Annotated in this window: 17 protein-coding genes; 5 read left to right on the forward strand and 12 right to left on the reverse strand. The window is 52.3% G+C overall.

Going from position 1 to position 26759, the window contains the following annotated elements:
- Together V7028_RS08010 and V7028_RS08015 are read left to right on the forward strand one after the other, a co-directional pair.
- Positions 1-465: an SRPBCC family protein gene (locus tag V7028_RS08010; protein ID WP_334119558.1), complete on the forward strand. Its 465-nt coding sequence runs from the start codon at positions 1-3 to the stop codon at positions 463-465.
- A 59-nt stretch (positions 466-524) separates the two neighbouring features.
- Positions 525-1580: a saccharopine dehydrogenase family protein gene (locus V7028_RS08015; RefSeq protein WP_334119559.1), complete on the forward strand. Its 1056-nt coding sequence runs from the start codon at positions 525-527 to the stop codon at positions 1578-1580.
- 30 nt (positions 1581-1610) lie between these two features.
- Here V7028_RS08015 and V7028_RS08020 read toward each other — a convergent pair whose 3' ends face one another.
- Together V7028_RS08020 and V7028_RS08025 are read right to left on the reverse strand one after the other, a co-directional pair.
- The gene (locus V7028_RS08020) at positions 1611-2363 is read right to left on the reverse strand and encodes a M48 family metallopeptidase (RefSeq protein WP_334119560.1); all 753 of its coding nucleotides are present in this window, start codon (positions 2361-2363) and stop codon (positions 1611-1613) included.
- A 171-nt stretch (positions 2364-2534) separates the two neighbouring features.
- Complete coding sequence (locus tag V7028_RS08025; RefSeq protein ID WP_334119561.1) at positions 2535-3392, reverse strand: outer membrane protein assembly factor BamE; 858 nt, start codon at positions 3390-3392, stop codon at positions 2535-2537.
- A gap of 226 nt (positions 3393-3618) precedes the next feature.
- Between V7028_RS08025 and V7028_RS08030 the strand changes: the two genes are divergently transcribed.
- Both V7028_RS08030 and ettA read left to right on the forward strand, forming a co-directional pair.
- Positions 3619-4761 (forward strand): NAD(P)/FAD-dependent oxidoreductase, encoded by a 1143-nt coding sequence (locus V7028_RS08030; RefSeq protein WP_334119562.1) that lies wholly within the window; start codon positions 3619-3621, stop codon positions 4759-4761.
- 38 nt (positions 4762-4799) lie between these two features.
- On the forward strand, positions 4800-6461 hold the full coding sequence (gene ettA, locus V7028_RS08035) for an energy-dependent translational throttle protein EttA (protein WP_334119563.1): 1662 nt from the start codon (positions 4800-4802) through the stop codon (positions 6459-6461).
- Positions 6462-6470: 9 nt separating this feature from the next.
- Here ettA and V7028_RS08040 read toward each other — a convergent pair whose 3' ends face one another.
- From V7028_RS08040 to V7028_RS08060, 5 genes are all read right to left on the reverse strand, one after another.
- Positions 6471-9221, reverse strand: a complete 2751-nt coding sequence (locus V7028_RS08040) for a hypothetical protein (protein ID WP_334119564.1) — start codon at positions 9219-9221, stop codon at positions 6471-6473.
- 13 nt (positions 9222-9234) lie between these two features.
- A complete protein-coding gene (locus tag V7028_RS08045; RefSeq protein WP_334119565.1) occupies positions 9235-14943 on the reverse strand; it encodes an SdrD B-like domain-containing protein in 5709 nt (1902 codons plus the stop codon).
- 76 nt (positions 14944-15019) lie between these two features.
- Positions 15020-17662 (reverse strand): beta strand repeat-containing protein, encoded by a 2643-nt coding sequence (locus V7028_RS08050; protein ID WP_334119566.1) that lies wholly within the window; start codon positions 17660-17662, stop codon positions 15020-15022.
- Complete coding sequence (locus V7028_RS08055; protein ID WP_334119567.1) at positions 17659-18165, reverse strand: hypothetical protein; 507 nt, start codon at positions 18163-18165, stop codon at positions 17659-17661. The genes V7028_RS08050 and V7028_RS08055 overlap by 4 nt, the downstream gene beginning before the upstream one ends.
- A gap of 166 nt (positions 18166-18331) precedes the next feature.
- Positions 18332-18943 (reverse strand): response regulator, encoded by a 612-nt coding sequence (locus tag V7028_RS08060; protein WP_334119568.1) that lies wholly within the window; start codon positions 18941-18943, stop codon positions 18332-18334.
- A gap of 155 nt (positions 18944-19098) precedes the next feature.
- Here V7028_RS08060 and V7028_RS08065 point away from each other — a divergent pair, with 155 nt between their 5' ends.
- Positions 19099-22443, forward strand: coding sequence for a PAS domain S-box protein (locus V7028_RS08065; protein WP_334119569.1), 3345 nt, complete (start codon positions 19099-19101; stop codon positions 22441-22443).
- Between the two features lie 45 nt (positions 22444-22488).
- Here the strand turns inward: V7028_RS08065 and V7028_RS08070 are convergent, their stop codons facing one another.
- From V7028_RS08070 to V7028_RS08090, 5 genes are all read right to left on the reverse strand, one after another.
- Complete coding sequence (locus V7028_RS08070) at positions 22489-22956, reverse strand: hypothetical protein (RefSeq protein ID WP_334119570.1); 468 nt, start codon at positions 22954-22956, stop codon at positions 22489-22491.
- A gap of 132 nt (positions 22957-23088) precedes the next feature.
- Positions 23089-24303, reverse strand: a complete 1215-nt coding sequence (locus tag V7028_RS08075) for an FAD-dependent oxidoreductase (protein WP_334119571.1) — start codon at positions 24301-24303, stop codon at positions 23089-23091.
- A 107-nt stretch (positions 24304-24410) separates the two neighbouring features.
- Positions 24411-24827, reverse strand: coding sequence for a cytochrome c-type biogenesis protein (locus V7028_RS08080; RefSeq protein ID WP_334119572.1), 417 nt, complete (start codon positions 24825-24827; stop codon positions 24411-24413).
- Positions 24824-25393, reverse strand: a complete 570-nt coding sequence (locus V7028_RS08085; protein ID WP_334119573.1) for a DsbE family thiol:disulfide interchange protein — start codon at positions 25391-25393, stop codon at positions 24824-24826. Before V7028_RS08085 ends, V7028_RS08080 begins: the two co-directional genes overlap by 4 nt.
- On the reverse strand, positions 25390-26759 hold a 1370-nt coding region (locus V7028_RS08090; protein WP_334119574.1), incomplete at its 5' end, for a heme lyase CcmF/NrfE family subunit. The genes V7028_RS08085 and V7028_RS08090, both read right to left, overlap by 4 nt.

The following is a 26759-nucleotide window of genomic DNA, read 5'->3' on the forward strand; positions in this document are numbered from 1 at the left end:
ATGCCGGTTAATGTGAACGTGAAAATTGAAAAGTCTTTTAAAGTGGCTTGCAGTGCAAAAAAAGCATTTGATCAACTTTCTGATGTCGCAGACACCGTGGCATTGTTTCCGAAGCTCGACAAGATCGTGGATTTGGGTGATGAAGTGTGGCGCTGGGAAATGGCCAAAATTGGCGCAGCCGGTATTTCCCATCAAGTGAAGTACACCGTCAAATACAACAACGATGGCAAAAGCAAAATTGACTGGAACCCGGTTCCCGGTGGTGGCAATGCCACTGTTTCCGGTGGTTGGGTAATCAATGAAGACAGCCCGAAAGCCTGCACAATTGCGTTTCGCTCGACTGGCGAATTTGAAATGCCAGTGCCACGCCTCATGAAAGGCATTGCAGAGGGCATCGTGAAATCGGAATTCGACGCGCAGGTGGGAACCTTCCTGGATCGCGTGAAAGCCAAACTGGAATCTTGATTTAAAACAACAAGGGGTGCCCCATGCAGACGGCACCCTGACGCGCTTTAGGAGACGCAATGCCCTGGATGATTTACGGTGCCAACGGTTACACCGGTGAAATGATTGCCCGCGAGGCCGCCAAACGCGGCATGCGCCCCATTCTGGCTGGCCGCAATGAAGCAGCCATCACCGAACTGGCCAACAAACTAAGCCTTCCCAGCCGCGTTTTTTCCCTGGGTGATGAAGCAGAAATTCTGCAAGGTTTAAGTGAGGTTGATTTGGTTTTGCATTGCGCAGGGCCATTTTCTGAAACAGCCGAGCCCATGATGATGGCTTGCCTGCAAACGAAAACCCATTACCTGGACATCACCGGCGAAATTTCCGTGTTTGAATTGGCGCAATCACTTGGCGGCAAAGCCAAAAAACAAAAAGTGGTGCTATGCCCCGGCGTGGGATTCGATGTCATTCCTACCGATTGCGTTGCCGCACGACTGCATGAACTGCTGCCCGATGCAACCCATCTGGCCCTGGGATTCGACTCCCGCAGCGGCTTGTCGGCAGGCACAGCCAAAACCACGGTTGAAGCCATGAAACTGGGCGGGCGCATTCGCGAGAATGGCGAGATCAAGGCAGTCGGATTGGGTTATAACACTCGTGAAATCAACTTTGGCAATGGCATCAAGTTTGCAGCCACCATTCCGTGGGGCGATGTGTCCACTGCGTTTCACAGCACCGGGATTCGCAACATTGAGGTGTACATTCCCTCTTCGCCAAAATCAGTCCGCATGATGCGTGCGGCCAATCTGGTCCGCCCGATTCTGGGCATGTCGCTGGTGCAAGGCATCCTGAAAAAACAGGCCTCCAAAGTGGAAGGCCCGAATGAAGAACAGCGCGCCAAAATGCCAGCCTATGTGTGGGGTGAGGCCACCAATGCAGAGGGCAAAAAAATGGTGGTGCGCGTAAAAACAGCCAACGGTTATTCGCTGACAGTGATGGGTTCACTGGCCGTGGCCAGTTTTATCCTGATGGAGAAAAACATTGCCGGTGGGGCGTACACGCCATCCAGACTGATGGGCAGTGACCTGGTTGAACGCCTGGATGGTTGTGGAAAAATTCAGGTTTTTGAAGAATAAAAACCTGAAAGTTCACCTGATTTGAAGGAATCAGCCCAACTGGCTTTTCATGCGCTGCGCACGCGCTGAAGGGGCCGGGTGGGTTGACAACCAGCTGGCACTGGAACCTTCGGACAACTTCGCCAGTTTTTCCAGTGCGGACACTGCTGCTTTTGCATCGTAATTGCGCCGCTTCATGAAAGCCATGGCATAGTCATCGGCCTCATTTTCGTTGCCCTGCGAATGTTGGGCGCTGATCACTTTTTCAAACAGGTCACCCAACTGGGATTCAGCCAGCAAACCGGCATTGCCACCGGTAGCAGACGCGGCCTGACGCAAGGCACTGGTTCGCATGGCAGTTTGAATGCGCGCCTTGGTGTGTCCTGCTTTGACATGGCCAATTTCATGACCAATGACGTAGCGAATTTCTTCATCGCCCATCATGTCCATCAAACCGCTATAAATACGGATCGTGCCGTTGGCCATTGCAAATGCATTCACCTCAGGTGTTTCATAGACCTTGAAATTCAGCTTCAAGCCATCTTCGGCTTCAAGCCCTTTTACCAAGGTTTGCAAACGTGTTCCATAGGGTGTTTTTTCATCCGCAATTTTATGTTGTTTGTCGTACTGCACCGTCATTTGATCAAAATATGCGTTCAGTTCTTCATCTGAAATATTGGCTGACTTGGCCAGATCAGCGCCAGCACCCAGCATTTTCCCGAAATCAAGCGCCATGGCTGTTGGGGCAACAGAAGACATGCCGCTGGCAATGGTCACCAGCTTTAAAAAATCACGTTTTTTCATTGGAATTTCTCGAGGGTTCTTGCAACGGTTAGAAAGCCACAGACACTACGAGAAAGCGTGCGAATTACCAAATTCGCCTGTTCAGGGTGATACCAACCGGTGCAATCACACCCCCCAATAAAAAAACCCCTGAAGGCGATGTTGCCTGCAGGGATTTGGGGGGGCGCTGAATTACTTCTGGAATTCTTCGTTTTGAATTTTCCAGCTACCGCCAGCTTTCGACAGGGTCAGGATTTTCATGCCCGAGTCTTTGTAACGGTTTGAAGAATAATCCTGCTTGAACTTCACCGTGGCCAATGCCTCGGATTGCAGGTCGATCTGTACATCAGACAAGTTCACCGCAATGGTCGCAGGCTGTGACAAACGCGCACGGCGCTGTTTTTCCCACGACTCCCTTGATTTTTTGCCATGTTCAAAAGTGGATGCATAAAAGCCCAGATAGGCCTCCACGTCTTTGGCGGCCCAAGCGGCAGCCCATGCGCTCAACATGTCATTGATGGCTGCCGCATCGCCCACATCGGCACCCACAGACAGGCTGGGCTCCGGTGCCATCACTTCTTCCCCGGCAACGGCCTCGGGGGCGGCAACCGAAGGTGCGTCAACGACAGCCGTGTCGGCAGCGGGTGCTTGCGTTGCCTGATCTGCCACGGGTGTGGGTGGCGGCGTCAAAGGCGCAAGGCGAACCACCTTTTGATCTTTAAAGTACACGGCATACGGCACAAACTCTTCCGAAGCACCTTCGCCTTTTTTCAGCACATAGTCCCAGCGATCGTCTTGATCTTTTCCGCTCAGCATTGGCGCACCCAGGCGATTTTTCACCTGCAAGGGCGACATGCCTAATTTAATACGGGCCAGGTCAATGTTGGTGATGAATTCACGGGGGCCGACATGCTCGAAATCGGAATCGAGGTATTCGGGCACATCTTTGATACCGGTGATTGATCCGCATGCAACGAGAACAGTGACCGACAGCACCAGGGCTGCGGTTCTAAAAAAACGGAAAGTGCCTGTGCGATCATGTGTACTCAAAGTTGTCTCCCTTTGATGTGCTGTCAGTTGAAGTCGTTGGATAATTAAAACCGAATGGCTAGGCGCATCTTAACCAATGCCACTCTGTTTGGTAAACACCCGTATACGTTAAGTTTGCGCATACAATGCCTGTACCCAACGTTGATGATAGCCACTTATCATGAACAAGCAAGCACTATAGAAACAGACTATTGCAATTCATTTGCAGCACACAGGATCAAGCACTATGAACACCACCATCATTGGCAGCGGCGTGGCCGCTTGGACATTGGTTCGAGAATTACGCAAAGCAGACCCCGAAGCTGAAATTCGATTGATTACCGCCGACAACGGCGACTTCTATTCCAAGCCGATGTTGAGCAATGCACTGGCCAGCGGAAAAACCGCGGAAACCCTGGTGATGACACCGGCAGCCAAGTTTGCCGAACAACAAAAAGTTGAATTGGTCGCCAACACCACGGTGAACCTGATTGAAGCAGCCAATAAAAAAGTAGACACCAGCGAGGGGGAATTCGGTTACGACCAATTGGTTTTGGCCCTGGGCGCGGACACCATTAAACTGCCGATTGATGGCGATGGAGCGGCCAATGTGGTCAGCGTGAACGACCTGAACGACTACGCCGCTTTCAGAAAGCTGCTGGACGGCAAGAAAGAAGTGGCCGTTCTGGGTGCAGGCTTGATCGGTTGCGAATTTGCCAACGATTTGCTCAAAGCCGACATTCACACCACCGTATTTGATTTGGCCGACCGCCCCTTGGCACGCCTGCTGCCCGAACAGGCCAGTGTATTCATGCAAAACAAGCTGGCCGAAAAAGGTGTTGGCTGGAAGCTGGGCCGCACAGTAAGCAGCATTGTAAAAACAGGTACAGGCTATACGCTGACCGACTCAACTGGCGAAATTACAAAAGCCGATTTGGTATTGTCTGCCGTGGGCTTGCGGCCCAGAACGGAACTGGCGAACAACGCGGGCTTGACCGTGGCCCGTGGTGTGGTGGTTAATGCACTAGGGCAAACCAGCAATGAAAACATTTATGCTTTGGGTGATTGTGCTGAATACCTGGGCAAGTTTGTACTGCCCTACATCATGCCGGTGATGCAAGCTGCACGCGCCATGGCACAAACCCTGGCGGGCAAGCCCACTGAAATCAAGTTCCCGGCCATGCCGGTCAGCATTAAAACACCCGACTGCCCTGCCGTGGTGAACCCACCCCTGCCTGAACACGAAGGTGCGTGGGAAATAACGGCGGATGAGAACGGCGTGAAAGCCTTGTTCAAAGGCAAAGACGGCGCACTGCTGGGCATGGCCTTGCTGGGTGAGGCCAGCAAAGAACGTCAAGCTTTAACCCCCCAACTGCCTGCGATGATTTAAAATTGCGGCAACGTTAAACCTATTGAATTGGAAACCGAATGGCCCAGTACGTCTACAGCATGAACCGCGTGGGGAAAATTGTTCCCCCCAAGCGCCAGATCTTGAAAAACATTTCGCTGAGCTTTTTCCCCGGCGCGAAAATTGGTGTGCTGGGCTTGAACGGCTCTGGCAAATCCACCCTGCTGAAAATTATGGCCGGTGTGGACAAAGACATTGAAGGCGAAGCCGTGCCCATGCCCAATTTGAACATTGGGTATTTGAGCCAGGAACCTGAATTGAACCCGGAGCACACCGTGCGCCAGGCTGTTGAGGAAGGCTTGGGTGAACTGGGCATGGCCCAACAAAAGCTGGAAGAAATTTACGCGGCTTATGCCGACCCCGAAGCCGATTTCGACAAGCTGGCCGAAGAACAAGCCAAGTGGGAAGCTGTCATTTCTGCCGCAGGCAACGATGCTGAACACTTGATGGAAATTGCAGCCGATTCGCTTCGCCTGCCGCCGTGGGAAGCCAGTGTGGCCACGCTATCCGGTGGTGAAAAACGCCGGGTGGCCTTGTGCCGCCTGCTGATGAGCAAGCCCGACATGTTGCTGCTCGACGAACCCACCAACCACCTGGACGCTGAATCAGTGCACTGGCTGGAACAGTTCCTTCACAAGTTCCCCGGCACTGTGGTTGCTGTAACCCACGACCGCTACTTTTTGGACAATGCCGCTGAATGGATTCTGGAACTGGACCGCGGATCCGGTATTCCATGGAAAGGCAACTACAGCTCCTGGCTGGACCAGAAACAGGATCGCCTGAAGCAGGAAGAAAGCAGCGAAAGCGCGCGTCAGAAAGCCTTGAAGAAAGAACTGGAATGGGTTCGCCAAAACCCCAAGGGCCGCCAGGCCAAATCCAAGGCGCGTATTGCACGCTTTGAAGAATTGTCCAGCCATGAATACCAGAAGCGCAATGAAACACAGGAAATTTTCATCCCTGTGGCCGAGCGTTTGGGCAACGAGGTTCTCGAGTTTGAAAACGTGAGCAAAGCGTTTGGCGACCGCTTGCTGATTGACAACCTAAGCCTCAAGATTCCACCCGGCGCAATTGTGGGTGTGATTGGTCCCAACGGTGCAGGTAAATCCACCCTGTTCAAGATGATTGCAGGCAAGGAAGACCCCACCAGCGGCACCATCAAGATTGGTTCAACCGTGCGCATGGCTGTGGTCGACCAGGCCCGTGATTCACTGCCCAACGACAAAACCGTGTTCGACGGCGTGGCCGACGGTGCAGACATTCTGACCGTGGGCAAGTTTGAAATGCCTTCACGCGCTTACCTGGGTCGCTTCAACTTCAAGGGCGGTGACCAGCAAAAGCTGATCGGTAATTTGTCCGGTGGTGAACGTGGCCGCCTGCATTTGGCCAAAACACTGATTTCTGGCGGCAACGTGTTGCTGCTGGACGAACCATCAAACGACCTGGACGTAGAAACACTGCGTTCGCTGGAAGACGCGCTGCTGGAATTTGCCGGTACTGTGCTGGTGACATCACACGACCGCTGGTTCCTCGACCGCATTGCCACGCATATTCTTTCTTGTGAAGGCGATTCACAGTGGACATTCTTCGATGGCAACTTCCAGGAATACGAAGCGGACAAAATCAAGCGACTGGGTGAAGAAGGTGCACGGCCAAAACGTGTGCGTTACAAGCCATTGAAGTAAGGAAGTTGCTCACTGAACCACCACACTGAAACGAACCACACCGCTGGTGCCGGGCGGAACCAGTCCAATCACTTTCCAGGTAATGCGACCCGAATCACCCACGCCGGGTTGCTCCGACACCTCACAGGTTAAATCCGCCTGGGTATCTACACACTGGGCACTTGAAAATACAGTGTACGCGGGGGTGCTGTCGTGAATTTCAAGCGCAGCAAGATCCCCTGCCCCCTGGTTCTCGTAACGAACGGTGTAAACCAGTGTTTCTCCCGGCAACGCTGTGGGCTGTTCGACTTCTTTAAGCAGGGCTAAACCGGGCGAATCCGACGCCCCCACAGTGGTGACATTGTTCACCAAATGGGCGGTATCCACAGTGGTGTTTGAATAGGTGAATGTGGCCTGCAAGGTATCAACATGCCGTGCGTCCGCTGGCGCAGTCAAAGGCACAAAAATTTTCATGATCACGCACAATTTTTCATCCGCCTGCACATTGACGGGTTCAACAATTATTGCTTCAGAAGCATCCAGTTGGGCATCGCAGTTTCTGTCGCGGTAAAGCATGGATTGCCAGCTCTCTTGGGACACACTGTCGCTTCGAATCTCAAAAGCAATGTCGCCTTCACTGCCAGCGGTAAACACATGTGGATAAAAAATCGGGGAACCAGCCACACTGGTGCGTTGATTGTCGGAATACAGGGCGCTGGTCTTCACGTCACCAAAATCAACACTCTCATACCGCTTGCCATTTTCACGGCCAAATGAAATGTGATCTTGTGCCAGGTCATATGTGCCACCCGTATTGCCGACACTGGCACCAATGGATCGATAGTTTTCGCGGTTGGCTTGAACAACAGCCAACACGGAGCCACCTGCACCCGCTGGAATCCAGAACCTGTAGGCACCTCCACCCTGCGTGATCACTTCATCCAGAGGCCCGGTTGCGGCGGCGGGGAAATCAGTCAGCTTCACAACAATTCCGTCAAGACCTGCCTCGTCGTCCAGAAACACGCCATCATGGGCATTGGCAACACCAGCGCCATTGTCTTCGAACACAAATCCACTGAGGGTGCTGCCGTGGTACAGACCAAAATTCGGGCCACCTTCTGTTGCGCCGTTGGCTTGTAGCAGAAAAGGCTGAACACCGTCTTCAGACTCCATGTGCAACCAGCCCGCTGGCGCGGTGGATGCTACATCATTGGGATTACTATTTGTATCCAGCACAAGGCTGTAGCTTCCGGTAGACGCGGTGGTGAAAGTGTACTGCCCAGTGGCTGGCTCCACTGTAGCAACGGCCAAAGCCGGACCGGCGGGCGTGTCGCTCGACACAAGTTTTACATACAGGGCTTCATTGCACAGGCCATCGCCTGTGTTGTTGATGTAGTCGTGATTCAGGTCGTGATAAACCAGACCACTGAAATTACAAACCTGCCTGACTGCGTGTACTGTCGTGTCCACTTCGCCGATAGACGTTCCCATGCTTTCCATCATGGGGTCGACAATACCGGTCAGCACGGATGACAATATTGGGGGCAAGGTGTTGCTACTAGCATCCTGAACAGCTACCAAAACCTGGTCATTGAGCAAACCCAGGTCTTCAGGCGACAGTTGCAAAACGAGGCTGGACATCAAGGAATCAAGCAGCTGCGACCCCGCGTCCGCAGAAGTGCTTGAGCGCTGTGTTTCAGGATAGGGCCCGTTAAACACCAGCGTGTCTGCGAAGGACTGTTCACCTTGTGCGCTGCTTTTGGCCTGAATGGAAACCGTGGTGGCAGTGCCCGAAAGCTCGGTCACCGTGACGCTGCCTATGGTCGAGAAATCAAGTAACGCGGGATCAAGCGACACACTGGTGTCAAAAAAAGCGCCTTCCGGGAACTGCCCAAGATACATGTCGGTCACCCCCGGAACAGCATTGATGGTGACGGCCTGGTTGAGCGCGTCAATGCTTTGAATAACACCTTCAGCACGGGACACTTCGACATAAAGATTAAGCTGCCCGATACTTGCATCAACATCTGCGATTCCAGGCAATGCCAGCAACGATGACATGTCAAGACCGGTGTCCACCAGATCAAGCGACAGGGAATATCGCATTGAGGAACTGTGAAAGGTACTACCTTCGGGTCCACACACTATTTTGGCGGGCTCAACCACCTGCGAAGCAATGGTTACCGAGTTCACCACCCCGGCCATACCCAGTTCCGAACCTGAAATGGTCACTGGCTCCGATGTCGTCACGGGATTGTTTCCGCTAAACACTTCGGCACTTCCGGACACCAATTCAAGCGCGTTCAGGTTGACGCCATCGTAGCCGCCTTCGGATTCTTGCAAGGCAATCAAATCCCCCACCTGGAAGGTGCCGGCCACACCAGCAACTTCTGCACTCAAGTTACTCAGCGCAGCTGCAGCCTCGCTGTCGCCTGCAGCATTTGCGGCATCTGCTGCTGCCGCGTAGAACTGCGACAAAGTAATTTCCGAATTCAAAGCGGCAGCCGTGCTGTCTGCTCCGCTCAGGGTTTCAATGTTTTGCAGCAGTGTTTCCAGGTCTACATCACCCTGTGCAAGCGAACTTGATTCATTGCTGCTGAAACTGATGTCGCTGCCTGTCAGGCTGCTCAACACCCCACCGAACAGCGCACTTTGACCGCTGTCCACTGAAGCCAGATTGCTTCCCATGCTGACACAGGCATCGCCCCGGCAATTCGCTTGCACCCCGGTAGACGCTGTAATCATCAGAATAAAAAGACCGTAAAAAATGATGTGATGCATATTGATTTTCACCTTAAAACTGGGCGAACAACTGTTCGTCAAATTTCACCCGCAGACGCAGATAAAAACCTTGAGAGAAAGTATCCTGGCCGCTCAAATCCCGGTCTTTGAAACCGAACACGTTGTAGCCAGCGGACACCCACTGGTTTTCCTGCAAGAGATAACCCACTTCAGCACCCAATGCTGTGCGGCGCCCCGACGAATCGTTGGAAAGCAAGAGACTTCCCTGCAAACCAAGGTCCCAGCGCGGGTTCACGTCATAAGTCATGCGACCCGACACCAGTTGCCCGCGGGTACGGTGTCCAATTCCCGAGTAACTTTCTTTTCCGAACTTGCCGGCATAACGAAATGTGGCAACAAGTGGGCGGGACACTTTCACATTGGCATGTGTGGAAAATACATGCACCAGACGGCGATAATCACCGGGCCGCGTGACAGCGCCTGCCGTCAGGGTTTTGTCGGTTTTAAACTCGTAACGGCCCAGCGCATTCCACCGATTTGTTTTGATATTCCGAAATGCCAGACCGATCTGGAATCGGTCCTGCAAGCGGCGTTGCTGGCCCGAATGATTCAGGAGAAAAATATTGCGTGTCAGGATCGTCCATTGTTCGGAAATCCTGCGTGCCAAACCCTGGCTGCTCAACACCGAACGGCCATTCGTCGCATTTCTCAACTCAAGACGAGCAGTCGCTTTGGTGTTGATGTTCGGGCTATATGACACAGCGCCGGTGGTTGCAATCGATTCAATACAGGTTTTGCAAGTGATGGCCTTCACACGCTCAAAGCTGGTGTTGAAACTCAAGGTTTCCGACACGGGAATTCTGTTGCGAAGTCCAATTGCAGCCTCTACTTCTCGTTCTGAAAACACTTGGCGAGCCCTGTATTCCGAGAAAGCCTGACCATTTTTCATGTATTCGGAGTCAATACCCAACACAGAGGTATTTCGGCGATCCTCGTTGTCAGGCTGAAAAGATCCGCCAAGTGACGAAGAAAGCTCATGCCGCCCATACACGCGACCCTTGCCAGCCAAACGGTATTCGCCGCCCAGGGCTACAAGTCTGTTTTTGCTGTTCCCAACGTCTTGCTCTACTTCGCCATACAAGGACACCTTGGGGAAAATGGGTGCTGGCCCATCAACACGCGCGGTAATACTGTTCGCAGTGTAATGGGTGCCTGTGCGCGATTGGGCGCCCTGTTCGGGCGAATCAAAAGACTCGCTTCGCACGCCAAGTTGAACTTTCACATTGTTTGCAAAATTTCTCTCCGCAGCGAAAAACAAGCCACGCTTGGTTCGCCCGGTAAGCGCATCCTTTGACGACAGCAAATCAACGATCAGGCGATTTTTGTCGTCAAGTGAATAATTGAATTTGCCACGTGCTTCAGTTCTTCCACGGCTTAACGTGGACGAGGCATTTGAAAAGGCAGGGTTTGAACGCGACACCTGGAACCGCCCCTGCAAACGCCCTTCCTTGATTTTCCCCTCAACACGCGCAGCGTTGCCGGAACCCACATCAAGTCGGTTGCTGCTGGCCAGTTCACCCACGATGCTGTTGCTGCCGTTCTCATAACGGGCAAAAATACCGCGCAGCTGGTTGGGGTCTTGCGGATTCTGATCATCAACAATGGCCGCACCGATTTGCACATCTTCACGCACATCCACACGCACTTCGGCGCCAGCAACCCAGAACTCTTCACCATCTTGCTGAACTTCATAGGCGACGCGAACAAACTGCTCATTGAGGTTTTCGTCAAGGCTGGCCACCGGCGCACGAAACAGGATTCGACCACTGAAAGGCTCCAGGGTGTAATCCACAAAGCGCTGCATGGGCACACTGCGTATCACCACGGCGGGCTGATCGCTGTCGCGAGTCACGATCTCGATTTTCTCGCTGTTGGCCACAAGATTGTCGAACTTCAGCGCATAAGGACCCGAGGTACCATTGGCTGGAATTTCCTCCACCACCTGGCGGGTGGTTTCGCGACTTGCGAATGAATCGATTTGAATATTGTCCGCATCATAATGATGACGAACACCGTTTAAACTCCGGTTATAGGCAGACAACTTTCTGACCACCTGACGATCAGCGCTTTGGGTATTGAAATCGCCCAACAGAAACCAGGATTTGTTTTTGTCCAAACGCAGGTACAGGCGACCGTTGGACTGTGCATCGGAACCTTTCACTGAATCGTCGCCATACACCGCGTAGTACTGATCAGGATCAATATCCCGGAAAAGCTTGTCCTGAGTGGGTTTGTCTGAATCGTAAGCCATGGTCAGCAGGTAATCACCCCTGATTTTTCCTTTCAGAAAAAGCGCAGCGCGTGCACCTGCATCCACCTGATTGCCTTGTGTCGAGAAGTGCTGAATTTCCTGTTCAAAGCCATCATTGCCATTGCCCGTGCTCAGAATGCCTTTGCGCAGATCCCGCAGATTGATCACCCCCTCAAGAAGACCCACCGCAATCATTTCACGCAACTGCGCAAGAAAGCTCACTTCTGACTCGGCCTTGACCAAACCCGATGTGACCTGAACTGTGGCACGGCCTGTTTGCTCGGGGCTTTGAAGCTTGAAAATGGCATGGCCACCTTCCACAAAAACCTGGTGGCCGGTTGCCACCGGATCGAGATCCGGATGCAGCCAGTGGCCTGAATCGCTTGACAAATTCAAGGGTGTACGGGCGACCACGGGAATACCAGCGGCATCAAAAAGTGACACCTTGACCAGCGCTGTTTGGCCTTGCCCTGCCATGGCGGGCTGGGCTGAATCAATGTGTATGGCAGCCAAGGCACCCGGTGCCAACAATTGAATGGACTTTCTCGCCCTGACCCGACCATTGGCATCCACGTCCAGCAACTCGACCTGGTTTTCGCCTTGCTGTAACTCAATCCCGATGTACTCACGTGCCTCCATGTTTCGCCCGGCAACCTCCACCCGTGTGCCCAATTTTTTGGGTGACACATCAAGCCCATTGACCTTCAACACAAGGTTTGCGCCAATGGGGCCTTTGATGCGAAAACTGCTTTGGGTCGTGGCCACATTCTGGGTTTTTTCCATGCCAATGAAATCAAGGCTGTTGTTCAAGGTTTCAACCGATTCAGCCAGCGATTTCGCGGTGCGCGCGGGTGCGCCTTCAATTTTCTGCTGCCCCGGCTCAAGCCCCGCAGGCCGTGGCTGAACCTTGATCTTTTGAGCCCGTCTGTCGATTTCCTGATCAAGGCTCTCGGGGCAACCTTTCAATGCAAAATCCGCGCGATGCAATTCACCGTTTTTCATGTCAATAAAACGGCTGTTGCCATCGCCGGCATGCCGGTTTGAAATTGCAAGCGTTCGGGTGTCGGCGGGCAATGTGGTGGCATCAACTTTTGCAACATGGGTTTGAGGCGTTACCCCGTGAAAACTGAACAACCCATTGTGATCAGTTGTCGCCCAGTTGCCGTTTTCCAGCCATACACGCACGCCGGGAACGCCCCTTTCGCCTTCTTGCTGCAAGCCGTCTTCATTGCAGTCTGCGTAAACCTTTCCAAGCACAAAACCGTGGGTATCAAATACACCCCCTTCAACACGCACAGAAGCCGTTGCTACATTGCTGGTGTGTGCCAAAGGCGAGGCGCTTTGTGCCTGTGCACGGTTTGTCGCATTGGTGCCGATTCGAGCCCCTATTCCTACAGCAGTTACATAAACGATGGTGGCAGATTCATCGTTTTCGAGTGTGCCCAAAGGGAACGCAAGAACGGAACTTGTTGAACCGTCCGGGTCCGTGATCTGTTGACCATCACGCATTGCAGAACCCGCACGATATTGAAAACCCGGGGGCAATTGATCCCGCAACACCACACCGAATAGTTTTTCGCCACTGATGTTGCGCACCTCAACGGCATAAGAAACGATGTCCCCAATTTCAACAATCTTGCGAGCAACCGATTTCCTGACCTGAATGCCTGTGGCATTCACATTGTCGACAGGCACATCAATCTTGACTGCACCTGTGAATGTATTCACCGCAAAATTGCCACCATAGGAACCTGACAGGTCGATGCTTCGCCCCGCCGGTAAAACATCAGGTGCCAAACGCGATGAAAACTCATAGCCGGTGGGTGGTACAACCAGCAAACGATAGGTGCTGGCTGGAACCAGGGGAAACCGGTAGCTACCGTCTGCACCCGTGATCACCCGGCTCGGTGCTGGTGTGGTGCCATCGTCCTGAAACACCACAGCAGGCCCACCGGGATTGCCACCGTTGCCACGGCCATCAACATCAATCAACTCCACCTGCACATTGGCAATCGGCAAATTGTTGCGGCTGTCAAATACAACACCTTCAGGATCGATCAATACGCTGGTGAACGCCTCACCCACACCGCAATCACCGATTGCGGCGATCAGGCGATCATTTTTTCCAGTCTCCACCACTCCGTTGCCGGGCACCATATTGCTGATCCGCATGTTGCTGGTTTCAATGGCTTGTGGAATCCGGAAAATCCCAGTGTTGATACCCTGTTCCACACCGAGAAACTGCTCCTCATCGCCAGACAATTCTGAACGAATGATGATCACCACCTCGTCAACAAGCGAGGCGTTTGAATTGCATGCACTTGCATCAGCCTGCAAATACAAGGGAGTGCCCAAACGAGTCGCCGTGGCAGGCGCAGAAAACGAAGGGTCTGAATAGTAAGTAATTTCGGGTGGGCTGGGCTCAAGCAGCAAAACCACCTGGTTGGAAGACGACATTGAATTGTCCACTGCCACGGCATTGTCGTAGTAGGCCTGGGACCGGTAAGGCAACTCACCCGATGAATTGTCATTGGCTTGAACGGTCAGATTGAACTGAGCATCGGCTGTGGGCATCAGACTTTCAAGTACATACGCAACCGCAGTGACGCGGCTTGAATCGGACGGTGGCGTGGCAGAAAAATCATAGTTATTTCCTGTCTTGTACAACACCCGGCCCACCTTGGCACCCGCATCCACAAACTGCGTATTCGGTGCGATTTCCTGAACAATCAGAAGACCCGATTCAACGCGGCCGTCCACTTCATAATCAATCCCATCGGCAATTGCATTGCCTGTGTTCTGTGTGTTTAATACCAGCTCCACGTGTTCGCCTGGCGCCGGTGTCAAGGTGGACGCTTCAAGGCTCAAAACCAGTACGGCACCTGCCGTTACTTCAACGGTGTCTGTGTTGCGTGCAAATTCGATGTCGCCCCGATAGGCCACCACATCAATTTTTGATAGCCCACTGGCATCAACAGGCACCACGCCCGAAATCAACAGCTCAACAGCCTGCCCAGGCAATAGCTCGATGGACGTTACGGTGGGTTCACCAGAATCAGGTTCGCCGTTTTCGTTGAGATCGTGCACCAGCAACAATGGATCAATATCAAATTGATCGTTTGCATGGTTCTCCAAACGCAAGTTGTACGCAGTGATTGAATTGCCAGTATTGACAAGGCGATGCGTTAACGTGACCGAATTTCCTGCTGTTCGACGTTGCCGTTGATCGCTCAGCAGAAGGCCGGCTTCGTATTGCTGCATGAAGACACGCACAGCGTTGGATGCCAGATTTGAAGGCAAACCCGTTGCGTTGTCGACGTAATACAAACTGGCCTGGTTCAGCACGGTGCCACCAGCCGTCAAAGGCTGGATAGTCGATGCTGCAAATACTGCAGAGGCAGCGGAAAACATTGAAAACCAAGCGAGCAGGATCATCAGATACTGATTCATATCGTATCCCCTCGTTTTAGCGTTTTGAGAAAAAAACCGGCCCGCTACCCTCCCGGGCGGGGCCGGAAACGGGGACTCAAGGCATGATCTTCACGCCGAAGGTCAGCACAAGGGTCTGGTCCGGAGCCAGACTGTTGGCAGTGACCTGAATGGTCCCGGAGTCATCGGCAGCGGGGGCCGTTACCGTGCCAGCAGTTGCAGCAGCCGGGGACACCGCGTGATAGATGGTGTGCACTGGTGTTGCATCGCTGACCACCAGATCAAGCACTTCAGACACACCCACGTTCCTGGCTGTAATCTCGTAGCGAATGCACGCATCGGGTACAGCACCATTGGTCAGGTCGGCTGTGGTAAACGCGGTGTCCGGCAAACCATTGCAGTCCGTATCCAGTGCCTGCTTCTTGACCAACTTCACACTTCCGGCAATCACGGTTGTTGCATCATCCACGCTGGCTGCTGTGGGTGCAGCCTGAGTATCGATGGTGCCGCTGGTTGTTGCGCTCAAACTGCTGGTATTCATCGCACCAGCTGTGGCGTTTGCGCCCGCCTGAACCTTCACGAACAGCGTTGCACTTTCACCCGGATCAAGACCCGGATTTGTACTTGCACCATTGCTTCCCCCAGTCAACTGCGACGCATCGGTGACCACCGGGTCGGATGGATCCAGCACACCGTTGTTGTTGATGTCCCAATGAACAATGGAAGAAAAGCCGTCTTTGTCGTCGACCAATGCAAAGTCGATGCTGCTGGTGGTGCCGTTGCCCTCAGTCACATTGCCGAGGTTGGACAATGTGTGCGTGTAGGTCACCGTTCCGCCTGGCGAAACCTGCCCGGAGTGATTGCTTTCCAACACCACGTTGCGAACGGTATTCACCGTCACCGCATTGTGCACAATGTCGCCTGCGCCAGAGTTGGGAGAAACCGCACGGAAATAGATGTCTTCGGTACCCGGCATATAATCTGCCGGCACTGACACTTCAGCAGTAACCGTGACGGTGCTCCCTCCATTGACAACACCCGTGTTCGTGATCACGGCACCGCTGGTATCACGAAACACAACACTCCATCCTTCTGGCAATCCAATCGTGGAGAAAGTCGAATCGGTACTGGCAAGCAGGTTGAAGTTGTCTGCAACACTGCTTGAATTGGCCACCGCCAGGGTGAATGTGGTGGTACTTCCGGGGTTGAGAGGATTGGTATCAACGGACACCGCCTCAGCACCGGGTCCGAAACCTGGCGCGCCTGCACCAGACACATCGTTGGTCAAATCAACACTGTTGCTGGTAATGGTGCTTAAGGCGTCAGTGGCCACTGCAAACACTGCCACATCCACACTCGAAGTCGCCTTTGCCTCAACCGTGTAAGGACCACCAGCGGATGCATCGCTTGGCAAAATCGCCTTGACCACGTAAGACACACTTTCATTTTGACCCAATGGCCCCGTATCGGGCACACCGTCACCATCGCTGTCCAGCAAAGGTGAAACGCCGTCGGCCTGGTACAGCACGAAGGCTGTGCCCGCCGGGAACGATGAATTGATCATGGTCAAATCAAAAGTGTCCTCGCCGTTGCCATCATTGCGAACCACGTTGTTGAAGGTCACTGTACTTCCCTGGGCCGCAGCCTCCACGGAGTCACCAGTCGAGCTTACCGCCACGATTTGATCAACACGGAACTGCACCGAGTTCGTGAAGTTCTGCGCAACATCCACACTGCCGTCGTTGTAACTGTAGTAAGCCGTATTCAAGGTGGCAGGGTTTGAGCCTGCGTCAAGACCGGCATCCACATTCACTTGAAAGGAAATTGAGGCAGAGGAACCAGCAGGCACCACGGCAACCACTGCCCTTACGGTGTCTGTGGTGGTGACATTGAAATCGTAAACAATGCCGCCCTGGTCATCTGTCGCATCCAGGTCAGTCAACACGGTGGCACCTGTGCTGGTCCAACGTCCGCTGCCCGGCACATACGTCATGCCATCCGGAATGTCATCCGTGATCACCAAATTACTCGCAGCACTGTTTCCAGTGTTGTTGTAAGTCAGCGTGTAAGTGTACGGACCACTGCCAGCCGACCCACTGGCCACATCAATAGACTTGGTCACATTCACCACAGCATTGCTGGACACGGTTGTTGTATCGGTATTCGAAGCCGTCTTTGTGGAATCAAACCCGCTGGTCGCCGTGACTGTGATGTCATTGGCTGAACCTGAACTGGCTGTGGTGGGAACCTGCCCCACGATGACGAAGTTGTATGCCTGACCGGGTGCAAGATCGCCTGTGTTCGAAATCTCGGATGAATTGTCGGGTACACCATCGCCATCCAGATCGGCATAAATCTTCACCTGATCAAACGTGAAAGCGCCCGAGTTGACCGTGGCCAAACTGAACTGATCAACCCCGTTACCGGTGTTGGTCAAGGTGTGCGGGAAGCTTACCTGCCCACCAGCGGTGACGTTTTTGTTGCCATCGGCGGTCAAGGTCAAACTGGCGACATGCTGCACAATCGTGACCACTGTGTTACTGGTCACGGTACGCGTGGTTTGTGATCCATCGGTGTATGTTGCTGATGCCTGGTTACCAATCGACGTTCCGGCCACAGGGGCTGCGTGCGCATCTTTCAGCCACACCAGCATGAAAGCGATAAAGGCAGCGACCCACAAACTCCATACAACGGTGGCCGTGAATTTCTGCATGGATCCAGAGGAATTGTTGTTGCTCATTGTTGCCCTCCTGCAATCGAATCATCGCCAGGTGTTACACGCATGCGTGCATACATCGTGGCGCTTTTCTGTGGGGGAATATCGCCAACAGCCCACCGCAGAAAACGGTAATCGGCGGGATCAGCATCGACGGTCTCGATTCGGCCATCCGGGGTCCTGGAAACTTTCTTCAGTGGTAAATCACCGAATACCCGACCATCCAGACTGGCTTGAAGATTCTGCAAATCGGTTTTGTCTTTCACGAACACAAGTTCCCGTGCGGGAACAGGCAAGATCGCCATGACATTGCGAGCCAGGGTGTCGCCCTGATTCCGGCAAATCACTTTGTACTGAAGAATGTCGCCAGGATTGGCTTGTTGGGCTGGTTTGAAAACTTCCAGACCTTTGTCGTCCATTTGAACCAAATGAACCTGAAGATCAATTTTGACGTCTTCTTTACTGTGGACCACACTGCTGAAAACGGCCAACAGCGCGAACAAACTTGCTGTGGTGATGGGTCTCATCGTATTTTTCCTTCAATGTTTGCAAACACCCCTGAAATGACAGAGGACGAGCAGGTGCTTAATCAACACTTAAGGAAATGATTACCGATATTACCGATTTAGTCAAGGAGAAATGGATTAAATTGGTAATTTATTACCAATTCAGAAAAGCAAAAACGACCACGAATTATCTGGAAAGCGCCATTTTTTCCGCCACGCCATCCACAACCAGCTGCCTGATTGACTTGAAAGGCGCTGGTTTTTCAAAAACATGAACACCTTCGGGCAAGCTGCCCAGGTTTTGTATCGCCTCTGAATCGTAGGAGGTGATCACGATGACCAACATGGAGCCCAATTCACCAAGCTCGCTCAGGCGACGCAGCATCTTGAAGCCATCCATACCCGGCATGCTCAAATCGGTGATCAGCACATCGGGTTTGGTCTTGCCAATGCGCAGCAATGCCTCAAAACCATCTTTGGCCAGTTCAACCTGAATGGAATTGGCCCATTGCCGGACATTGAACTCGTAGAGTCGGCGAAGCGCTTCCTCGTCTTCAACGATCAACACCCGCATGCCTTGTTCCAGGTTGAGCAACCCGGAACCGGCATTGGATGCAGCTTGAGGATTTCGTGCCTTGATTAAGGCATTCACCGATTCGCGGATGATACGCCGATGCCCACCAGCAGTTTTCCAGGCACGCAGGCTGCCTTTCTCGACCCACAATTGAATCGTTTTCGGCGAAACCCCCAATATTTGAGAGGCCTCTTTGATTGAGCAGTAATCTGTTGCGTCATTCATTGTTTTAACCATTGTTAATGTTGCAATTCAAGCAAGTGGATCTACCAATTATACCAATATTACCAATTGTGATATTATTAGTCATGCTGATTCAACCAAGTTTGGTACCTGTCAACACAAAGGCTTCACGCTCGAATTGATCAAGGAGACCCGCCATGATGCCAGCACCCACCCCCCTGAATGAAATCGCCCGGCTCAAGGATTTGTGCAGCTACAAATTACTGGACTCCCCTGCAGAAGGCGAATTTGACGCCATTGCTGAATTGGCGGCTGAAATTTGTGGCACGCCAACTGCGCTGATCTCATTGATCGACGAGCAACGCCAGTGGTTCAAAAGCACCATCGGATTCGACGAAACAGAAACAGCCCGGGACATCTCCTTTTGTGGTCACGCAATTGCCCAAACAGGATTGATGGAAATCCAGGACACTTTGCAGGACGAACGCTTTCGCGACAACCCCTTGGTGAGCGGCGCACCACACATCCGTTTCTATGCGGGCGCACCAATTGTGTCCCCGCGCGGTTATGCGCTGGGCACCTTGTGCGTCATCGACCTTAAACCGGGGAAGCTGAAAGATTCGCAAAAAAAAGCCCTGTTGCAACTGGCCAAACAAGTTGTTTCGCAAATGGAGCTGAAGCGAACCGCAAGGTTATTGAAGTCGGAGAATGCATTCCAGCAGTCGATTTTAAATTCGACAGATGCTGCAGTTATTGCGACCGATCCCGACGGCTTGATCACGCATTTCAACAAAGCAGCAGAACTGATGCTGGAATGCACGGCCGAGCAAGCCATCAACAAGCTCCATTCACTTGATTTTCATGAACCCAACGAGATCCTGATTCGCAAAAGCCAGCTTCTTCAGGAATCTCAAAAAACCCTTGTCAATGACCATTACACCCTGATAGGCAAAGCACGCGATGGCCGGGTAGAACGCCGCTACTGGACCCTGGTCGCCAAAACAGGCAAACACATCGATGTTGAATTGACAGTCAGCCCACTCTATGTCGACGATGGGGAGTTCAGCGGTTACTTGCACATCGCGCAAAACCTGACCAACATCCAACGAACGCAAGAAGAACTTTATCTTGAGAAAAAAAGGCTGCATGGCGTCATTGAAGGTACCGGCGCCGGAACCTGGGAATGGAACATTCCTGAAAACAAGGTCATTGTGAATGATCGATGGGCACAAATCATGGGCTTCACGCTTGAAGAGCTTCAACCGCTGAATCTTGCAGTGTGGCGATCACGCGTACATCCGGATGACCTGCTTGAATCGGAACGAATGCTGAAGCAGCATTTTCAGGGACTAATCGATGTATTCGAACAACCCTTTCGCCTTAAACACAAAGATGGGCACTGGGTTTGGGTTCAATCCCATGGCCGCGTGGTGAGCCGCGCCAAGGATGGATCACCATTGATGATGTATGGCATTCATATTGATATTTCCGAGAAAAAAACAGCCGAAAATGCACTGAACAACCGAAAGAATGAACTCGAAAAACTAGTCAAGAAAAGGACTAGCGACCTGGCTGCCAACATGGCTTTCGTCAACAGCATGATCGAGAGCAGCCCCGATTGCCTCAAAGTTCTCGACCTGGACGCCAAACTGCTTTTCATGACAGCACGTGGTTGCCAAATCATGGAAGTGGACAACTTCTGCGACATTGAAGGCGCTGACTGGCTGACATTCTGGAACGAGAAAGACCAGCCAAAAGTGCAGGACGCACTGGATTGCGCAAAAGCTGGCCAATTGGGTCGGTTTCAAGCAATGACCCCCACCATGAAAGGCACGGAAAAATGGTGGGATGTCATTATCAGCCCCATTTCCAATAATCAGGGGAAACCGGGCAGATTGTTGTCAGTGTCTCGGGACATCACCCATCAAAAAAAGCTCGAAGAAAAACTGCGGGGCTGGAATGCCGACCTTGAACAGCGTATAGCGACAAGAACTTCTGAATTGGCTCAGGCACGCGAAGCAGCAGAATCAGCCAATCAGGCCAAGACCAGTTTTCTTGCCAACATGTCGCATGAAATTCGCACGCCATTAAATGCCATCATCGGCATGTCGGAGTTGCTGGAACAAACCGGTGCGGCAAAGGAACGCGCGCACTTGCTGAAGTTGACACGGCAGTCGGCCTATTCATTGCTCGACATCATCAACGATATTTTGGATCTGTCAAAAATTGAAGCGGGACAACTGGAGGTGAATCTTGAACCGATGTCACTGAAAAGTGCATTTGAATTCGCGGCAGATCTGTTCTCGCAATCTGCACAGGCCAAGGGTCTGTATTTGCACATGAAGTTTGATGAAAACATTCCGCATTCCATGGAATGCGATCCATTGCGTTTGCGACAAATTTTGTTCAACCTGCTGAGCAATGCCGTGAAATTTACTCACAAAGGTGGAATTGAATTCAATGCAGAAATGAAGCGGGACGAACAAGGCAGCGAACAAATCGTGATTGAAGTGATTGACACGGGGATTGGCATCAGTCCTGAAGTCCAGAATCAGATTTTTGATCCGTTTGTTCAGGCGGCGCATGACACCAGCAAGAAATTTGGTGGCACAGGTCTTGGGCTTTCGATATCCCAACGACTCGCCAAACTTCTAGGGGGAAAACTTGCCTTGCACAGCGTGCTTAACGTAGGTTCGTGCATGACCGTTACGCTGCCCTTAAGAAGAACCGAACCCGACAAACTCACGCAAAACGAAAGCGGGAGGAATTCACAGGAAATAATTGAAGTACCGCAGTACGTCAAAAACGCAAATATCCTGATCGCAGACGACAATGAAATCAACCGGGCATTGCTCAAGAACCAGCTTGGCCTGATGGGTTGCAATGTTGACGTGGCTGGTGATGGCCTGGAAGCTTTGTCGAAGTGGATAGAGAAGGATTATGACCTGTTCATCTGTGATTGCCAGATGCCCAAGATGAGTGGCTTTGACGTGGCTCAACACATCCGGGAAATTACAGCCCTTCGCCCTGATCGCCGTGTACAAGCACTTATTGGCTATACCGCCGATGCCTTAAGTGAAACACGTGAACGCTGTTTGGCCGCAGGCATGGACGATGTGTTGGTGAAACCTGTGCGCATGGAAACCCTTAAATCAGTATTGATTGAATGGCTTGAACCCGGCCGAAAAAAGTTACCCGTAGTGACCACCATGACATCGCCCATCGATTGGGACGCATTGGATGAAATCACCGGGAACGACAGGGATTTTGCAAAAGACCTGCTGTTGGCCTTCATCGCAGACAAAGGCAAACAACTTGAAAAGCTGGACAACATGATCAGGAATTCAGACATGCAAGGCGTGATCAGGGTGACCCACAAAATCAAGGGCACGGCACTTGGACTGTGTGCAAAAACCCTGGCCGATACCTGCGGTTTGATAGAAACCGCAGCACAGGAAACTGACGACAGCATTGTTCAAACTGGCAAAGAACTGCTGGAGGCCGAATTCGAGAAAATTCGGGATTTGCTTCAAAACTGCTGATTCAATACAGTTAAAAATGAGGGTTGCCTAATCTGCAGCCAAGTCTTATCGATAAACCAACAAGGTGGCATCTTCTTCGAAAGTAATCATTTCACCGGGCTTGATTGAAATTACCCAAGCCAAGGTTCTTCTTCCAAATTTCTTGTCTTTGCAATACACATGCGCAGTTTGCGCGGTGTCGCCTTGAATTCCTGTATTTTCGGCGGTGAATATCATACCTGGAGGCAAGTTGACATTCATTTCATCCAGAATCTGCGTCACCTCCTTGGATTGAATCTCGACAATTAAATCGTTTTTTGCACAGGGACCAAAAAATGAGTCAAACAACTCTCGACCATCCAAATGAATCTGACGATTCAGTCTTGGTTTTACGATAGCTTCCATTTCTGGGCTACAGCCAAAAGGACAACGATATTCTGCTAATGTCCATATAGCTTTTGGCAAACCAGCGTCTTTGACAGCGGCACAACCCGCAAGCAAAAAAACAAACATCAAAACAAAAAATCTAGGCATGAAACCTCCCAACACTGCTGATGGGCGGGCTAAGAAAGCGCGCGGCCAAAACGTGTGCGCTACAAGCCGTTGACGTAAGGCTGTTGCTTGATACAAAAACCCCTAACCCTGAATGATCACGGTTCGAGTTTTTTATCGAAACAATCCGTGTTTGGTGCCCGCAACAGTTGCGGCCATTTGTTGACGTAACCAAGGTATTTTGTGGGAAAGGGGCAAAGCAAAATCGCGAATGAAGGCTGCCCCCGGAATTCTGGATTGAAATAGTGGTGTTAGCAACCAGCTCATGATCTGATAAAAACGAATGGAGCCTGCGCGTTGCGCATGAAAGTGGCACCAAACATCATCCCAATCCTTGCCTTCCTCAATCGCATCCGCGATTGACCGTGCGTCTAACAATGCCATGTTGGCCCCTTGTCCTAGCTGCGGGCTCATTGCATGGGCAGCATCGCCAATCACGCCCAAGCGACCTTGCCCCCAGCGAGAAAGCACCACATCACGGTAAGTGGCTGGCAACAATTGAAGTGGGCTGTGAAGCGCATCCAGCAACGGCGAGACTTCCGGCCAAAACTCACTCAAGTTTTGCTTCCAACTGCTGAAATCAAAATCAGGGTTGTGGAATTCTGGTATGTCTGCGACAGGCAAACTCCAAAACAAACTGACCATACGCTGATTCATGCTGTCGGGGCTGCAACCCGTGGGCAACATACCCACCATGGTGTGGGCCTTGTCGTACTTTTGTTGCAAACTGGGCTGATCGAAATGAGTCAACTGTTCCGTCAGTGGGGCAATTGTCCACATCGCCCCCCATGGGTATTGCTTGTTGTACTTTACCCAAGTTGCAGGTCTAAGCGTGCTTGCGCTGCCGTTTGCAATCAGTACCGCATCGAATGCCTCGGTGTGTTCCTGCCCATTGTGTAAAAAATGCAGTAACTGGGAGTTGGCCTGTTGCTCTGTAGACCTTACCTCGCATCCCATATAAACGCGGCTAGAAATTGATGCGAAAGCGCTGTGCAATACATGGCACAAAGCGGCTCGATGAACCCCCAGTCCGAATAAATCTGTCGACACACCCAAGTGCGCATATTCCACCTGCATGATTTTGCGCCCCAAACGTGTTGTTCCCAACAGGGAATCAACACGCTGACCGTAGCGCAACATGTCATCCATCACACCAAGTTCGGACAAAACACCCAAACCTGAAGGCTGCAAAAGCACCCCCGTTCCCACCGGCTGGAACGACTGTGCCCTTTCAAAAAGCACCACGGAGTGACCCTGTCTTGCCAACAATGCAGCACTTGCCAGGCCAGCAGTGCCAGCACCAACAATTGCGATTCTTTGAGATTTCATAAAGCGATAAACCCATGCAGTGAAGGCAAGAACTTACCGCAAAAATCAACCGAGTGAGAAATAACATCGGTGCGACATACACCCGATCACCCCACCGGTTTGATTAATCACTTTTTCTCTTTTTCAGTTTTGGCGTAAAGGCGTTCTGCCCAACCAGTGTTTGCATCTGTACCCGAGGGTTTTGATACTCCATTCACACTCGCGCCCTTGCCCTTACCAACTTTGCGCGCCAACACCACTGCAATAACCAGCACCACAAAAGGCCCCAGCCACAGCACCGCATTTTCCATGCTGTAAGCAGGCTTGTAGATCACAAACTCGCCATAGCGGTCTTGCATGTAGCTTTTAATTTCTTCACTGGTTTTTCCGGCGCGAATTTGTTCAGCGATTTTCTCTTTCAGGTCGACTGCCAAAGAAGCATGCGAATCGGCCAGCGACTGGTTTTGGCACACCAGGCAACGCAACTCACTGGCCACTTCCTTGTACTGTTCCTTTTCAACTGCATTCAGGTCGTTCGCATTCATCGGGAAGCCTCGATGGCAGGCAGTGCCATGCTGTCAAAGTAATCGGCGGGAATTGGTCCCACCTGCTTGTGAATGATGGTGTTGTTGGCACTCATCAAAAAAGTTTCCGGCACGCCATACACGCCCAATTCAATGCCGTACTGGCCTTGCTGGTCAATCAATATCAAATCATAGGGGTTACCATACTGCGCAAGCCAGCGGCGGGTGTTGGCCAGGTCGTCTTTGTAGGCCAAACCCACCAGTTTGATTTTCTGTTGTTTGGCCAGGGCAATAAAATGTGGATGCTCAACAAGGCAGGCCTGGCACCAGGACGCAAACACATTCAGCACCCAGGGCTGGCCTTTCAATGCATCGATATTCTGTATTGTTTGAATACCGGCAAGTTCTACTGCGGCAGCTTCAGAACCAGTGAAGCTGAGCACAGGCAACACCACCGCAGGTGCGGATTTGCCAATCAGGGCCGAGGGCAGTTTTTTAGGGTCAAGCCACAAACCGCGCAACAAAAACACGCCCAGAAACAGCAACACCAAAATTGGCAGATAAAGGCGCAAGCGTTTTTTTATCATGCCATTGCCCCATTTTTTCTGGGCCGGTAACGGCGATCAAACACGGTGACCAAACCACCCAATGCCATCAGCGCACACCCCAACCAAATCAGGTTGATCAGCGGTTTGTAATACAGCCGCACACCCCAGGTGCCACTGCTGGTGCTGCTTTGCACGGCATCGCCAAGGCTGACATACACATCGGAAAACCAGTCACTGTGAATGGCAGATTCAGTCATGATCTGTTCCGAACTTTGGTAACGCCGCTTCTCGGGTTCCAGCAAGTGAATCAATGTGCCATCGCCACGCGTCAGTTCAAACACGCCAAGTGCCGCCACATGGTTTTGTCGCTGCACGGAATCAACACCAATGAAGGTGACGCGCCATGGGCCAATTTCAGAGGTTTCGCCCGGTTTCAACACAGCATCGGTTTCAGTCTCGAAGGTTTTTACCCAGCTAACACCCACCACAAACACGGCCACGCCCAAATGCGCAAGCACCATGCCCCAGTAGGAAAGCGACAAACGGCGAATGCGGTAGAACAAGCCGCTTTCAGGCATTGCAGCACCGGCCTTGCGCGTGGCCGCTGCCGCATGGGCCAGCGTGGACACCGCCATGAACACGGCACACACCACGCCAATGGCCCACAGCAGGCTGAAGTGACCATTGAACAATGACGCACCCAGCAACACCAACACAGCAGCACCCAAAGCCACTGCACCCGGTTTGATATACTGCGCAAGCCGCGTTTCGCGCCAGCGTGAATCAGGGCCCAGTGCCATCAGCAACACGGCGGGCAGCAAAATGGGGGCGAACATGGCTTCAAAATAAGGCTGCCCCACCGACATTTTTCGCCCGCCAATTACCTCGACGACCAAGGGGTAAAGTGTGCCCAGCATTACGGCAACCAATGCTGCACTCATCAACACATTATTCGACAACAACAGCGATTCACGCCCGGTGGCTTTGAAGTTGCCGCCCTGCCCCACCTCGCCGGTTTTAAGCGCGTACAAAATATACGAAGCGCCCACCACGATGAACAGCAAGGCGAGAATGAACACGCCACGCTCGGGGTCGGTGGCAAATGCGTGTACGGAAGTAAGCACACCCGAACGAACCAGGAATGTGCCCAACAAGGACAAGGCAAAAGTTGTGAGCGCCAACAGCAAAGTCCAGCTGCGCAGTGCGCCCCGTTTTTCAGACACGGCCAATGAATGAATCAAGGCCGTACCAGCCAGCCAGGGCATCAGGGATGCATTTTCAACCGGGTCCCAAAACCACCAACCGCCCCAGCCCAGTTCGCGATAAGCCCACCAGCTACCCAAAGCAATTCCCACTGTGAGAAAAGCCCAGGCCACATTGGTCCAGGGGCGGCTCCAGCGCGCCC

This window comes from Limnobacter sp., assembly GCF_036846585.1.
Taxonomy (GTDB): Bacteria; Pseudomonadota; Gammaproteobacteria; order Burkholderiales; family Burkholderiaceae_B; genus Limnobacter.